Below are 12,984 nucleotides of genomic sequence, written 5' to 3'. Positions count from 1 at the left end.
CAACTACAAATCGCGTATCCTCTTGAGAAGTGCAGCCCGGATGGCAGCATGAGCAATCATCTCAGCAGACCATTCCCCGGGAACCTCGAAGAGCCCCTACGGGAGGCAGCACTGAGCCAAGTCCGGCAACGTGTGGGGGAAGACTCCCACAGCAGGCGGAGTAACTGCGAACATATACCCGCCGATTCCGAGATGTTCGACGCCACGACTACGACAATCCAAATCCACATCATGGTTCGAGATGTCGACGTTGCTTTCACGTAGGAGGCAGGGCCGGCGAAGTCTCATTGAAAACTCAGACCTCTGTCGGCTGCCGCCTGCTTCCAAAGCAGTAGCCACCACGGGACGCGAGTTCGAAGACCTATGCTTTTCCTATGGCACAAAGAGTAGTAACCCTTTTGGAAGATGACTTCGACGGCACCGAGGCGGATGAGACAATTTTGTTTGCCCTCGACGGCGTCGAATACGCAATTGATCTCAATGATGCTCACGCACGCGAACTGCGTGAAACATTCAACCGCTATACCAAAGCAGGCCGGAGGACCGGCGGACGAGCTCGGACAGCCCGTCCAGCTTCCTCCAATGCCCGCGAAGTCCGGCTGTGGGCGGCCGATCAGGGCCTGCCAGTCAATACCCGCGGCCGTATACAGGCTGACATCATGGAGAAGTACGAAACCGCGCACTAAGGGCAGTACCACCCAGTTCCGGAGTTCTGCCGGCTGATATCGGCTGGGTCAATAGCAGAATCCCAGGTTACGTCCATTAGCCCGGATTTTTCATCGGTCGGCGGTCGGGGCGCTGGGTGCGGTTTTTGCCGTCCCGGCGGGCTGAATCGGATTTCGGGCGTGGCTGAGAGGCCCTGGGTCGCCGGGTCAGGCGCGGGCTTCCACTGGTCCCGTGGGTGTTCTTCTTTCCTGCTCGTGATCTTCCGTGGGCTGCGGTGTCAGGCCCGCAGGAGGACCGCGGGACGGTTCGCGGCGGCGGCGATCCTGCCGATGGCTTCGAGCAGGGTGCTGATCAGGGGTTGCTTGGGCGCGGCGGCGGGCAGCAGGAGATGGCTTTTACGGGCGCGGGTGATGATCTTCCCGGCGGTGGCGAAGAGCCGGTAGCGCCAGCGTTTGATGTCCCAGCCCCGGGCCTTGTGGCCGGCGGGCAGGGCGGCGAGTTGGAGCCAGGAGACCAGGTTCGCGGCCAGGACCGCGAGGTTCGCCCAGGCCTGGTTCGCGGCGAAATCGAAGAACGGGAGCTTGCCCAGGCCGGTGTTTTTCAGCGTCTTGATGCGGTTCTCGCAGCGGCCGCGGGCCCGGTGCCGGGCATCCAGGAACGGTCCGTGCCAGCGCGGGGAGTTCGTCAGAAACGCTGTCACACGGTGACCGTTGATGTCGAGCAGCGTCGGGGTCGCGCCCGGGTGCAGCGGTTCCGCGCGCAGGAAGATCTTCGTCCCGGGCGGGTAGTCCTCGAGCGGGATCACCCCGGTGGCGTTGATGACCCAGGCGTTGTCCCGTTCGTTGCCGTCCTGGTCCAGGGCCGGCTGCCAGTATTTCTTGTCGTTGATCCAGTCGATCATGTGGGCCTTGCCGACCGGCACGGGGTAGGAGGACGAGAACTGCACGCCGCGCGAATGCAGGTACCAGAGGAATTTACGGGACGCGCCGGCGCTGTCGGTGCGGACCAGGATCTTCTCCCCGTCCAGTTCCTCGTCGGCACCGTAAAGGGAGTCGGGCAGGACCGCGGTGGCGGCCTCGAAGATGCGGATGTGGTCCTCGGCGTTGTTCGCCGTGGCCCCGCCGTGCCGCATCAGGGCCGTGAGTTCCTCCCCGGTGCCGTTGCCGGCACCGTAGTCGATGCTGGCGGTGAACGGGGCGAATCCAAACCCGCCCTTGTAGTTTCCGGTGGCTTGTTCCTTCTCCGAGTGCGAGGTCACCAGTGTCGCGTCGAGGTCGATAAGCAGCGGGTCCGCGGCCGTCGCCTTCACCGCGGGGCTGCGGTCCCCTGCGGCTTCCCAGGCCCGGGTCCGCAGTTCCTTGGCCAGGGTCGAAAAGCCGTAGTCGAACACCTCCGGGTTCTTCACGGTGCGTTCGAAGAACCGCGAGACCGTGGCGTTCGAGGGCACCTTCCCGAACACGCCGGGCTGGGAGCGCAGGATGTCCAGGTCCGAGGCATGCTCGCCGCCGGCGGCGAGCATCACCGCCAAAGACCCGAGCAGCCTCCCGGGCCGGTGCGAGGCCATCGCGGGCACGAACTGGCCCAGCCGGTCCTCGCACAGATCCCGGAATCCCAGGGCATCGATAAACGAAGTCAGGATCCTGGCCCCGGCATGGGAGACCAGCGACTGGCCGGTGAAAGAATCCGGCACGGACGGAAAGACCTTGGTAGGCTTGTGCATCGAAAAGGTGCTCCTTCAAGACTTGGGAATAACGGCTTCAACACCCCTATTTTCCCTTGTCAGAGCACCTTTTCGTCTCTTAAACACACCCTTCAGCCCAGCTCTGATGAAAACGCTGGGCTAGCGTGGTGTAACGGCCCACTCCGGACGTGTTGCCAGATGCGAAGGCGGTCACCGCGTGATCCTTGGAAATGACAGTCCAATGTCTTTCCTGAAGGAGAACTCCGCGATGACCGCACCTTATTCTATCGATCCGACCCGTTTTCTGTCCGAGCAGCTCGAGCAGGCGTCCCCTGACCTGCTCCGCCAGATGCTCCAGAGCTTCATCACCGCCCTGATGGGTGCCGAGGCCGACGCCGTCTGCGGCGCCGAATACGGCCGGGCCTCCACGGAACGGGTGAACTCCCGCAACGGGTACCGGCACCGGGACTTCGACACCCGTGCCGGAACCCTTGACGTCGCCATCCCGAAGCTGCGCCAGGGCACGTATTTCCCCGACTGGCTGCTCGAGCGCCGCCGCCGGGCCGAGGCCGCCCTGACCTCCGTCGTGGCGACCTGTTACCTGCTCGGGGTGAGCACCCGGCGGATGGAGAAACTCGTCGAATCCCTGGGTATCACCCGACTGTCCAAGTCCCAGGTCTCCATCATGGCCCGGGACCTGGACGAACAGGTCGAGCAGTTCCGGACCCGGCCCCTGGACGCGGGCCCGTACACGTTCGTCGCCGCCGATGCGCTGGTGCTGAAGGTCCGCGAGGGCGGGCGTGTCGCGAACGTCCACGCGCTCGTCGCGACCGGCGTCAATGCCGACGGGCACCGGGAAGTCCTGGGGATCCAGGCCACCTCGTCCGAGGACGGGGCCGGCTGGCTCGGCTTCTTCCGCGACCTCACCGCCCGCGGACTCTCCGGGGTGAAGCTGGTGACCTCCGATGCCCACGCCGGCCTCGTCGCGGCGATCGGGGCGACCCTTCCCGGAGCGTCCTGGCAACGCTGCAGAACCCACTACGCGGCGAATCTGATGTCCCTCACACCCAAGACCTCCTGGCCCTGGGTGAAAACCCTGCTGCACAGCGTTTACGACCAGCCCGACGCGGACGCCGTGCACGCCCAGTTCGACCGCGTCCTGCGCGCCCTGGAAGAGAAGCTGCCCAAGGTCGCGGACCACCTCGAATCCGCCCGCGCCGACGTGCTCGCGTTCACGCCGTTCCCGAAAGGCCTCTGGCGGCAGGTGTGGTCCAATAACCCGCAGGAACGCCTCAACCGTGAGATCAGACGGCGGACAGACGTGGTCGGGATCTTCCCGGACCGGAACTCCCTCATCCGGCTTGTCGGCGCCGTCCTGGCCGAGCAACACGATGACTGGATCGAAGACCGCCGCTACCTCAGCCTGGACCTCGTCCAGCAGGCCCGGGCCGTCGGCACCACGACCACAGAGGAGGCAGTGAACACCCCAGAACTGGCGCTCAGCGCCTAAACAAACCAAGGATCACGCGGCAACCGCGTTACACCACGCATTTGGACTTGACCGAATCCCACTAAAGCATCGCTTAGGATACACAACCGAGGCCAGAACTTATTCGAGTTCTGGCCTCGGTTTGTTTAGTTCCGGGTTGCGGATACTGCGGCTGCGCTTGGCTGTCTGTACTGAGGTACTGGTAAAGCGTTCCGCGGCTGATGCCGGATTCCCGGCCCAGGCCGGTCTTCTGCTCCCCCGCGCCGGCCCGCCGGCGCAGCTCTCCTGCCCTCTCGGTCGAAAGTGCTTTCCGCGTCTGCGGTAGTCTCCACGGACTTTGGCCCGGGTGATCCCTTCCCACTGGCGCTCCCCGACCAGAGCCCTCTCGAACTCGGCGAACGCCCCATGACCGAAAGCATCAGGTGCTCCAGCAGGGTATCCTCCCCGGTGAAGACCAACTGTTCCTTGAGGAGCTCGGTCCGGACACCCTTCCTTGTGAGCCCCTTCACCGGGGAACGCAGGTCATCTAAGTTCCGTGCGAGCCGGTCCATGCGTGTTCACGGCCAGGGTGTCACTCTCACGGAGGTGGCGCTCAAAGCTTCAAATACTCAAGCTGGGGGCGTCCGGTGTCCTTGCCCGAGGCTTTGTACGTGAAGATCCTCTCCAGCTGAACACCTCGAGCTGGCGCTGCGTGTTCTGGTCCAGGTAGCTGACCCTGATGTATCCGATGCGCCGCCCGGCCCCGACGTCGACCTTTACAGAGCGAGTCACGTTGAACCCCTAAGATCCCCCGCCCACTCCGTATTCTTCCGGCTCCTGCCCGGCCTGCAGGAGCTAAGTTCGGGTTTATAAGATCAGAAATAGTTACGTGTCACGTCAGAAGATCAAAATACGCCGTATCCGTATTCCAAGCTACTGGATGCAATAGCGTACCCACCGCAGGGTTCAACGCGCTGTACATCATGCCGTCCCCTGCATAAATGCCAACGTGGCCCCAGTTGTTCGGCCCTTGTGCGTTCTGCACCACCAGGTCCCCCGGCTGCGGATTGTCCGTCCGCGAACCGACCCTCCATTGCTCCACTCGCGGCAGATTAACTCCGGCCTGCCTATAGATCCACTGGACGTAGCCGGAACAGTCCCACGCCTTGTACGCCGTGCCGCCCCACACGTAGGCACCGCCAACTCCGTCCTGGGTAAACCGCAGGATGTCTTTGCGGATTTCGCTCAGATTTGTGGGAGCGACCGCGCCCGACGACGAATTCGTCGCACCCTCGCACACGGCCGGTACCGTTCCGCCGTCGAGCGTCTCAACAATGGCCGTTGCTTCAGCCTCCCACCGCGCATACAGCTCGGGGAACGCCGACACCTGAACAGCTTGCGCAGCCTGGCCCGTGTTCATGGATTGCCAACCTCGGATGTCCAACAGACCCGGCGGGCTGCCATGGTTGGGGCCGGCAGGTCCGCCATAAAAGGCTCGCACGTTGTACTTGGGATCCATCAGCTCCTCAACGGTCCCCCAGCCGGCCGCAGGGCGCTGTTGGGCGGTGCCGAGGGAATCGTGGTCGCTGCCGAGGCCGTCATGCGGATACCCGAGCGAGGCAGGGACATTCACGTTGGCCAGGACTCTGAGGCTGGATTCCTGCAGAGCCATCATGATTGCGATGATCTGACCGTCCCGGGGAACCCCCAATTGCTGGCCGATCGAAACGTAGTCCCCCGCGACGGCCATTTGCCTGGCGGTCACACTGACCGGGGCCTGGCTGCTTGCGCGGATGCTCAGGGCACTCGCTCCGTTCGCGGCCGGCTGGCCAGCTGCGCCATCTTGCGAGCAGACGGGCGGGGTGTCGGCGGCGCTCGCGCCGAGCACCGCCACGGTTGCGCTAAAAGCGAAGGCGCCCACGAGGAGCAAGACTGAGGCCGCGGCCAGAAAAACCCGCAGGATGGCCCGGCGCTTGACCAGCCCAGCAAACAGCATGGTGGCCGCCATCAGTACACGATCCTGCTGGGCGAAGCGTAGAAGCCGACCATGACGCAATGATCCGGCGGGGCCGTCATAGCAGGCGGGCAGTTCACCATGACGCTGACGGGTGCCGTGTAGGTGTTGCTGGTCGAAGCCGATTGATCCAGAACCCTAAGCGAGACTGTGCACACATGCAGGCCCTCCCATGGCGCCGGCCGCTCCCGAACCTTGGCTAGCTTGCTGTCGCAGCGCAGGGATTCAACTGCGGCCGACCGGTACGCCTGCTGATCAGCCAAAGTCGTATAGCTTCCTGCGTTGACGCCGGTCGCTTCGAACTCCTGCACCAGGACTGCCAAGGGATTGGACCCGTCCGGAAGCACGGCCCACCAGCCACGGAGCCGTGAGTAGACCTCCGAGTAGGACGACGTTCGCGTGTCCCAGGTGTAGATCGCCGTCGCCGCAGCGGCGGCGAGCTTGCGGAAGTCAGCAGTGCGGGGCGCGCCGTCTGCATCGGCAATCACATCGTCAGCACCCGTCGTCGGAGTTTGTGCCGGCGTCCCGGTGGAAGTATTGGCCGGGCTCTGCGGGATGGGCATCGTTGACGACGGTGGAACCGGAGCCACTGCGGGCGTGGGCGTCGGCCGCATAACAGCGATGAGCGCCGTGATCACGCTCAAGAGCGCGACTGCTGCGATCCACCATCGACGCCGGCTGTTTGAGCCGGGCAGCGAGCCTCTCCGCAATACGGACATTCCGGCCTCCTTCTCGCCTGTTCATGGCGGGAGGACGGTTCCACCACATGACTCAGCAGGCAGTCCGCGTCCCGGCCTGGAGGATCCTCCATGCCGCTTGATACAGCCGGCGCGCGAAGCCGATCTGGACAGCCAGATAGCGCTCGGTGACGCCCAACTGGGTGGCCAACGCTTCCAGAGCCCTCTTTCGTTCGGGTCCTCGGAGGCCGGGGCGAACGATACTCTCGGCTGTTCTGCGGAGTACCGGGGTGGGCAGGCACTCGGCTGCGTGCCGGGACACGTCTCCGATGTTGCGGATGGCTCCCTGATCAACGTCCAGTGCACTTTGAACGGTTTTCGCCGTCTGGCGCACCACGGTCACCGCGTGCCAGCGACGGCGGTCCTGCGGCGACGGCGGACCGTAATGTCGAGGCCCGGAGAGACTGCCGACGGCAAGATTCCAGACTCCCGCTGGGACGCTGGCCCGGGTCAGTTCAATGATCATTCGTGCCCACTGCTGGTCAATGATCTTCTCTGTACTTTGATCCCCGCTCCAGTCCATGCCCAGCACCGCCAGGGCATCGAACGACGCCGGCCCGTCAGTCCCGGGATCCATGAGCAGCGGGAGCGTCTGATGGCTCAGCTCCCGACGGACGTGCGCGGCGCACACGTTCGCACACACCCCCTGAACCCAGGCGCCAAAGGGAATACCGGGGAGCTGTCGGTAGCGTCCCCGGCTCACCCCATCCCACACCGCGACCCGGATGTCCTGCATAACGTCGTCCACGTCGCAGGATCTGCCGATCCGCGCGAGATGCGAAACCACGTATCGCTGTACGCCGTCGACGGCGATCATGATTTGATCTACCGGGACTGAAACCTCGGCCGGCTCCGGCGCACGGCGCAATGAGACGTCGATATATCCTGCACTTGCTTCTTCGTTTTGGGCGTGATCCGCCCGGGTTTCGACTCGCATCGTCTCACCGCTTTGAATTGAACGATTCCAATACGTCCGGCGCCAGCTTGGCAGGCAACCTCAAGAGTGGCAGCCGCAGCAAGGGCCAACCACGACTACGAGAAGGCTATACAAACTATTGTCAAAGATAATTAAACTAGCGTCAAGACTCCTGGTCTTACGTATTTGCTGGCGTTCGGCAAGAATGGTTGCATGCCAAGGATTACGCAGCCTGACGACGTCGCCTGGTCCCCCGACGTCGAAGCAGCCGTTGCGACGTTTGGCAACAGGTCCCGGAATGAGATCCTCCGCTACCTTTCCGCACATGGTCCGGCGACCCGCGGCGACATCGTGGAAGCAGTGAGCGCCGGTGAGCCGAGCGTAGCCAAGCACCTGCTTGCACTCGAGGAGACCGGCGCCATCGCGGTGGACCTTGAGCCGGGCCGACGTCATGGCCGCTCGCCGCGCTATTCAGCCAACCCCGCTCGGATCAAGGAGTTGCTGGCGGCTCATCTTCAGTATCTTCTGGAGGATTAGCTGCTGCCTCTTCCGCTCCAGGATGGCGATCAATGTCCTTGTTGAGGTATTCGGAGATGGCCCTCAGCGTCTCCGGAGAGACGTCACCCAACGTCCGCGCCGCAAAGGTCTTCACCCTGGCCGCACGAAGCGACTTCACAAACTCGAGTTGTGAATCGATCCGCTCGGGCAAGTCGGCGCTGTCGCCGATAAGGTAAGAGGGGTCAACGTTGAAGATCTTGCACAGCTCGGCCAATAGCGCCGGATCGCTGACCAGACGACCAGTCCCCTCTTTCATATAGAACCAGCGCGCGCGGGACAACTTGATACCCCTAGCCAAGAGATCGGCCTGGACCTCGCGGAACGTTACGGGCTTCCCACGTTCGGCAACCACGACGTCGAGCAGCAGATTGAGACGACGAGCCAACTGGGCCTGGGGAGACAACATGTTACCGCGACCTGCCTCGTCCATCCGCAGTGCCCACCCTCCATCCGATCGGGGCCGGCAGCCCGGTCAGGCGCTACGACTCCCCTTCGCCCCAGTATTGCGCGAGTCATCCGGCGCGGCAATCAACTGCTCGATTCGGCGGTCCAGGTGGGACATCAGGACAAGCTGGGCCGACGGACGCAGGGGCAGGTTCCGTATCGCCGGCGCCGCCAGGTCCTGACCGGCTTTGAGGAGCTCCAGCGGGAGCACGTCATTTGCGTCCAGGTGGTAGCAGACCTCGGTCAGCACATCACTCAGAGCACGCAGGAACTCGGTCTGCTCGCCAATTGAGCCGAGATGCCAGTACCGCTCAGCACGAAGCAGTAGGGCCGCCTCGGTGAAGGCCCTGATCTGTGGGTGGTCTTGCATGGTCTCATCCTCGATCCCGTTGAGGATTCATTTACGCGCTTTGGTCCTTCCAACATGACTTCAACCGGAGTAGCCTGCTTCTGTAGACCCGTCTACAGAAGCAGTCCTTCACCATTCCCCGGGTTGTGGTCTTCATGTCGAGCATTTTGATGAACCGAACGCGAAGCCGAATTATCCGCTTCCTTCTCAGGAACGGGCCATCAACCTGTGGCCAAATCGGCACCGAACTCGGCGCTTCGCCCTCGGCCGTCGGCAGGCAACTCGGCCTACTCCTCGATGCCGGTCTGGTGCAGCGCTCATCGACTCAGTTCAGTGCCTCGGCCGATCAGGTGCAGCTCCACGCCGCGGCTCTGGAAGCGAGTTTTCAGATCACCGTCATGCCGTCCCAGTGCCCCGGTCCCATGAGATAGGAACAGACCTTGCCCTTGGGCCGGCAACTACGATGGAGAACCTCATGGCTACCACCCCAAAAAGCAGCAACACTGCAGACACTGCCGACGGTCAGTGGCTGACCCCGAAGGACATCTGCACCCAGCTACAGATTCCAGAGCAGACGTTCTACCAATGGCGGGTCAAGCACCTCGGCCCCCGCGCCTACCGAATCGGCAGGCATTTGCGAATCAGCCGGACCGACTACGATTCCTGGTTGTCCTCTCGACTGGAAGCCTAGATGTCGCCAAGACCTCCGCTGCCGCTCGGTACATGGGGGAAGATCCGCCGTCAGAAAGTCTCTAGCGGCCGGTGGCGCGCCACTGCCAGATACCGGGATACAGACGGCATAACTCGCGCAGCTGAAGCTTGGGGTGACACCGGAGCCGGCGCGGAGCGAGCCTTGGTGACGATGCTGAAGGATCGTCAAACTCCAGTCCAATCCGAGATTGCCCGCAGCATGCGACTTTCTGAGCTCAGCACGCTCTGGTTCGCCGAAATCGAAAGTAACGGCCGCGCTGGCCGCCGGACAATCGATGGCTACAAGGATACTTACAACCGAGTCATCTCACCCGCCCTTTCGGGACTGCGGCTCAACGAACTTACGACTGGCAGGCTCGACCGGTTCTTGAAGAACGTTGCCGTCGATCATCCAGCCACCGCCCGGCACTCAAAAATAGTTCTCACCGGAATCATTGGATTGGCTGTACGCCACGACGCCCTGCCCAGCAATCCAATCCGGGATGTGGGACCCATCAAACTCGCAAAGAAGGACGTCAAGGCTCTATCGGTCAAAGACGTTCAGAAGCTCCGAACTGTCATCGGCAGGTGGCAGGAGGACCCCACACACCAAGGCCGGCCACGTGTAACAGACCTACTAGACGTTCTCGACATTTTCCTTGCCACCGGTGCCCGAATAGGCGAGGTGCTGGCCATCCGTTGGCAGGATATTGATCTTCAAGCAGAGCCACCGACCATTACCATTTCCGGCACAGTAGTCATGGAACGGGGGCGCGGCGCATACCGGCAGGACCATCCCAAGACAAAGGCCGGATTCAGGACGATGAAGGTGCCACCCTTCGCCGCGCAAACTCTCCATCGCAAGTTTGCAGCCGAGCAGCCCAATCCCGAAGTCATGTTGTTCCCATCCTCCGCAGGGACCGTGCGGAGCCCGCACAACTTCCGTAGGCAGTGGCGTGATGCGCGTACCGGATCCGCCTACGAATGGGTAACCCCACACGTCTTCCGCAAATCGGTTGCCACGCTGATTGACCAGGAGTACAGCTCAAAGCACGCCGCGGCACAGCTCGGTCACTCGGGAACAGCCATCACAGAAAAGCACTACATAGCGAAAGCTACGGAATCCCCTGATCTCACCGATGCACTCGAACGATTCGGGAGCCAGGAACCGTCAGCTTGATTCATCTCCACATCCCCAAATCGGGACCATACGGGCTCCAGCCCTTCATATACGGCTTGATCGCGTCGGCAGTTGGCTCGGGATCGTCCGGCATGCGAATCTCGCCGAGCAACGGGCTGATCGTCCTGGCATGGGTTTGTGCCCAGCGCAGCCAGTCAGTGGCAGCGCCCGCATCCAGCGGATTCATTGAATCGATGTGGATCCTCAATGCGGCGATGTAGTCGCCCAGCAGCTGCACCCGTTGGAATCGCTCGGCTTGGTCAAGTAGGGCGCTGGCACGATGCATCTCATTGAGGCGTCGGATCGCCTGTTCTCGAGCCCCTTCCCATTGCCGGCGCTTTTCATCGTCACGGCGCTGCCCTTCGAGCCGCACCTCGACCGCACGTGCGGCTCGCAGTTCAATCTCTTGGATAATTCGTGGCAACAGCGAATCGGCGCGTGTCGTGTCATTTTCGGTCCACTCAGATTGCCAGAACGGTGGCTCCAAACCCGAGAGACGGATGGAGAGGAAGTCCGTTTTTGCAACTTCCTCGGTCGGAACCGAATATCCATGTGCTTGTCGGCGAAGTTCGGACGCCGTGAGTAGATGCGGCACTCGCTCCGTAGCCTGACTGAAAAGCAGATGGACCTCGTCTTCACCGATTCCAACTTTGAGATGACCGTTATTCCGTTCTTCGCGGCTAACGCGACCATAGTAGTCCGGCTTAGCCACAGGTACTGCCGCTACTCCGTACCCCAGTCGTTCAGCTTCCATAACGAGTCCCTGGACAATGCGTAACGTCCAGTTCCACCGGGGCGCGTCCATGCCAAGACGGTCTGTCCGCAGCTGTTTCAGCTTGGCAACGACGCCGTGGGGCGTCCGAATGACTGCAGGCACGTCTACTGGAGCAAGAGTCACCAACTGCCACTCTGGACGGCGTCTCAACTCAACGGTGCATGGCTTGTTCCAATTACTGTTGACGACGAGCTCCATGTCGTCTGGGAACAACTTCTTCCGCCGAGCGACCGTGACGAGCTGCCTGTACCTTCCGGTTTCCGCATTCGTGAATTCAAGAACACGTTCCACCACCAGGCGGTCCATCATCTTTTGCGTAGCACTCTGGGCAGGAACGGCGCGCGCCCTGACCGGCACCTGCACGGGCTGGTTTGAGGGGATCGATAACTCTGGCGCCTCGGCACGCGTTTGGAAAGCGTTCGAGGTCGACGTTGCTGGCTCGGCTGCGGTCATGGAGGCGGCTCCACCACTAGCAAGTAGCTGCGAGCCTGCATCGGTAATTTCCGCTAGCCATGGATTCTTGCGGCGCTTCACTCGGACAAGATTGCGACGTTCCAGCGCGTAGGCGCTGACTTTGTATTTCGGGTCCGTCAAGGTCCCCGCCGGGCAGCCATCGGCAATCCAATGCAAGACCTCAAGTTGACGTTCGGTTGGCGGCGTCTTTGCCATCTCCCAGCAGCCCTTTCAGTATTGAAGCATGTCCGATCCAGCATGATCGCCGAAACCCACGAGTAAGAGTACGGCTCTTTCGGGGGTTTCGGCGGGCTGTCAACATATTCGGTCGTCTCAGGTCAAGGCTGTTTTCTGCCGCCATCCGCTTTCGTCCGTTGTCATCGAATCTGCGGAATAGATGCGGGGTTCGGCGGCAGTCTCAGGTGCACACATGGTCAAAAGACCGCTTGTGTTTATCCGCATCCAAGACCAAACTCGATGGCGCTTAGACATGAGGGACACGCCAAATCAACCAGCAGTACGCCCGTGGCCCAGATTGAATCAAGAACCCGTGCGCGAGTTGCCGAGGATGTGTCTTAGGAACGGTGAAACCGGGGTCGGCCTGACACGCCGGGCGGTGCCTGGCGGGGAGGACTGATCATGAGCGAAACCATGGGAGCCCATGGTTTGCTGAAATGGATCGGCAAGAGTTAGCGCAGCAGCCCCTGGCCCAGGCCACGGAGCAGGGAATCGAGGTGATCCGTCCGGACGGGCTGTTTAATCGGTCGACGGAAAACGTACTAGAGATCGCTCTGGAAGCGGAGATGGAAGAACACTTCGGCCACCGCTACTCCGGCCGCGACAATAGCGTCAGGGTTGTCTGCATGGTCGTCCTTAGTATCTTGAATTTGAACGTGCGTCCGGCACTCCAGGTCCACCCACGGGCGAGGCTGCACAGGCGATTTGGGCAGGCATAAAATATACGGACGATCGTACAGTAAAATTATTGTGAAGTGAACAAAGAGAGGTCAACATGGATGGCAGAACGGCCAGAGGCCTGAAATCGAGAAAAAT

The 12,984-nt window shown here is 62.0% G+C and carries 14 protein-coding genes; 6 read left to right on the top strand and 8 right to left on the bottom strand.

The window, feature by feature from the left end; genetic code table 11:
* The first annotated feature begins 374 nt into the window (after positions 1-374).
* On the top strand, positions 375-686 hold the full coding sequence (locus RCH15_RS18635; protein ID WP_326962143.1) for a histone-like nucleoid-structuring protein Lsr2: 312 nt from the start codon (positions 375-377) through the stop codon (positions 684-686).
* A gap of 257 nt (positions 687-943) precedes the next feature.
* Here RCH15_RS18635 and RCH15_RS18630 read toward each other — a convergent pair whose 3' ends face one another.
* Entirely contained in the window at positions 944-2,386 is a 1,443-nt protein-coding gene (locus tag RCH15_RS18630) for an IS1380 family transposase (protein WP_326962142.1), read from the bottom strand.
* Positions 2,387-2,615: 229 nt separating this feature from the next.
* Here RCH15_RS18630 and RCH15_RS18625 point away from each other — a divergent pair, with 229 nt between their 5' ends.
* Positions 2,616-3,857 (top strand): IS256 family transposase, encoded by a 1,242-nt coding sequence (locus RCH15_RS18625; protein WP_326962141.1) that lies wholly within the window; start codon positions 2,616-2,618, stop codon positions 3,855-3,857.
* A gap of 73 nt (positions 3,858-3,930) precedes the next feature.
* Here the strand turns inward: RCH15_RS18625 and RCH15_RS19165 are convergent, their stop codons facing one another.
* The 4 genes from RCH15_RS19165 to RCH15_RS18605 form a co-directional block, all read right to left on the bottom strand.
* Positions 3,931-4,197, bottom strand: coding sequence for a helix-turn-helix domain-containing protein (locus tag RCH15_RS19165; RefSeq protein WP_442784539.1), 267 nt, complete (start codon positions 4,195-4,197; stop codon positions 3,931-3,933).
* A 510-nt stretch (positions 4,198-4,707) separates the two neighbouring features.
* Positions 4,708-5,823 (bottom strand): C40 family peptidase, encoded by a 1,116-nt coding sequence (locus RCH15_RS18615; protein ID WP_326962140.1) that lies wholly within the window; start codon positions 5,821-5,823, stop codon positions 4,708-4,710.
* A complete protein-coding gene (locus RCH15_RS18610; RefSeq protein WP_326962139.1) occupies positions 5,823-6,548 on the bottom strand; it encodes a hypothetical protein in 726 nt (241 codons plus the stop codon). Before RCH15_RS18610 ends, RCH15_RS18615 begins: the two co-directional genes overlap by 1 nt.
* Before the next feature lie 52 nt (positions 6,549-6,600).
* A complete protein-coding gene (locus RCH15_RS18605; RefSeq protein WP_326962138.1) occupies positions 6,601-7,383 on the bottom strand; it encodes a hypothetical protein in 783 nt (260 codons plus the stop codon).
* Positions 7,384-7,695: 312 nt separating this feature from the next.
* Here RCH15_RS18605 and RCH15_RS18600 point away from each other — a divergent pair, with 312 nt between their 5' ends.
* On the top strand, positions 7,696-8,019 hold the full coding sequence (locus tag RCH15_RS18600; protein ID WP_326962137.1) for an ArsR/SmtB family transcription factor: 324 nt from the start codon (positions 7,696-7,698) through the stop codon (positions 8,017-8,019).
* On the opposite strand, the gene RCH15_RS18595 is transcribed toward RCH15_RS18600, so the two are convergent.
* On the bottom strand, positions 7,973-8,470 hold the full coding sequence (locus RCH15_RS18595; RefSeq protein WP_326962136.1) for a hypothetical protein: 498 nt from the start codon (positions 8,468-8,470) through the stop codon (positions 7,973-7,975). The genes RCH15_RS18600 and RCH15_RS18595 overlap by 47 nt on opposite strands.
* A gap of 42 nt (positions 8,471-8,512) precedes the next feature.
* The gene (locus RCH15_RS18590; protein WP_326962135.1) at positions 8,513-8,854 is read right to left on the bottom strand and encodes a hypothetical protein; all 342 of its coding nucleotides are present in this window, start codon (positions 8,852-8,854) and stop codon (positions 8,513-8,515) included.
* A 134-nt stretch (positions 8,855-8,988) separates the two neighbouring features.
* Between RCH15_RS18590 and RCH15_RS19160 the strand changes: the two genes are divergently transcribed.
* The 3 genes from RCH15_RS19160 to RCH15_RS18580 all read left to right on the top strand — a co-directional run bounded on the left by RCH15_RS19160 (position 8,989) and on the right by RCH15_RS18580 (position 10,703).
* Positions 8,989-9,264: a winged helix-turn-helix domain-containing protein gene (locus RCH15_RS19160; protein WP_442784538.1), complete on the top strand. Its 276-nt coding sequence runs from the start codon at positions 8,989-8,991 to the stop codon at positions 9,262-9,264.
* A gap of 44 nt (positions 9,265-9,308) precedes the next feature.
* Positions 9,309-9,524, top strand: coding sequence for a helix-turn-helix domain-containing protein (locus tag RCH15_RS18585; RefSeq protein ID WP_326962134.1), 216 nt, complete (start codon positions 9,309-9,311; stop codon positions 9,522-9,524).
* A 171-nt stretch (positions 9,525-9,695) separates the two neighbouring features.
* Entirely contained in the window at positions 9,696-10,703 is a 1,008-nt protein-coding gene (locus tag RCH15_RS18580) for a tyrosine-type recombinase/integrase (protein WP_326962144.1), read from the top strand.
* Position 10,704: 1 nt separating this feature from the next.
* On the opposite strand, the gene RCH15_RS18575 is transcribed toward RCH15_RS18580, so the two are convergent.
* The gene (locus RCH15_RS18575; protein ID WP_326962133.1) at positions 10,705-12,147 is read right to left on the bottom strand and encodes a hypothetical protein; all 1,443 of its coding nucleotides are present in this window, start codon (positions 12,145-12,147) and stop codon (positions 10,705-10,707) included.
* Between the last annotated feature and the right edge of the window lie 837 nt (positions 12,148-12,984).

The organism is Arthrobacter sp. MP_M4 (assembly GCF_035984855.1).
In the GTDB taxonomy this organism is placed as follows: Bacteria; Actinomycetota; Actinomycetes; order Actinomycetales; family Micrococcaceae; genus Arthrobacter.
This window is presented reverse-complemented; position numbering and strand designations above follow the sequence as displayed.

What these genes read in the sequence shown, in the direction of transcription:
- RCH15_RS18635 (WP_326962143.1), top strand. Translation starts at nt 375, where the DNA reads ATGGCACAAAGAGTAGTAACCCTTTTGGAAGATGACTTCGACGGCACC.
- RCH15_RS18630 (WP_326962142.1), bottom strand. Translation starts at nt 2,386, where the DNA reads ATGCACAAGCCTACCAAGGTCTTTCCGTCCGTGCCGGATTCTTTCACC.
- RCH15_RS18625 (WP_326962141.1), top strand. Translation starts at nt 2,616, where the DNA reads ATGACCGCACCTTATTCTATCGATCCGACCCGTTTTCTGTCCGAGCAG.
- RCH15_RS18615 (WP_326962140.1), bottom strand. Translation starts at nt 5,823, where the DNA reads ATGGCGGCCACCATGCTGTTTGCTGGGCTGGTCAAGCGCCGGGCCATC.
- RCH15_RS18610 (WP_326962139.1), bottom strand. Translation starts at nt 6,548, where the DNA reads ATGTCCGTATTGCGGAGAGGCTCGCTGCCCGGCTCAAACAGCCGGCGT.
- RCH15_RS18605 (WP_326962138.1), bottom strand. Translation starts at nt 7,383, where the DNA reads ATGATCGCCGTCGACGGCGTACAGCGATACGTGGTTTCGCATCTCGCG.
- RCH15_RS18600 (WP_326962137.1), top strand. Translation starts at nt 7,696, where the DNA reads ATGCCAAGGATTACGCAGCCTGACGACGTCGCCTGGTCCCCCGACGTC.
- RCH15_RS18595 (WP_326962136.1), bottom strand. Translation starts at nt 8,470, where the DNA reads ATGGACGAGGCAGGTCGCGGTAACATGTTGTCTCCCCAGGCCCAGTTG.
- RCH15_RS18590 (WP_326962135.1), bottom strand. Translation starts at nt 8,854, where the DNA reads ATGCAAGACCACCCACAGATCAGGGCCTTCACCGAGGCGGCCCTACTG.
- RCH15_RS19160 (WP_442784538.1), top strand. Translation starts at nt 8,989, where the DNA reads ATGTCGAGCATTTTGATGAACCGAACGCGAAGCCGAATTATCCGCTTC.
- RCH15_RS18585 (WP_326962134.1), top strand. Translation starts at nt 9,309, where the DNA reads ATGGCTACCACCCCAAAAAGCAGCAACACTGCAGACACTGCCGACGGT.
- RCH15_RS18580 (WP_326962144.1), top strand. Translation starts at nt 9,696, where the DNA reads ATGCTGAAGGATCGTCAAACTCCAGTCCAATCCGAGATTGCCCGCAGC.
- RCH15_RS18575 (WP_326962133.1), bottom strand. Translation starts at nt 12,147, where the DNA reads ATGGCAAAGACGCCGCCAACCGAACGTCAACTTGAGGTCTTGCATTGG.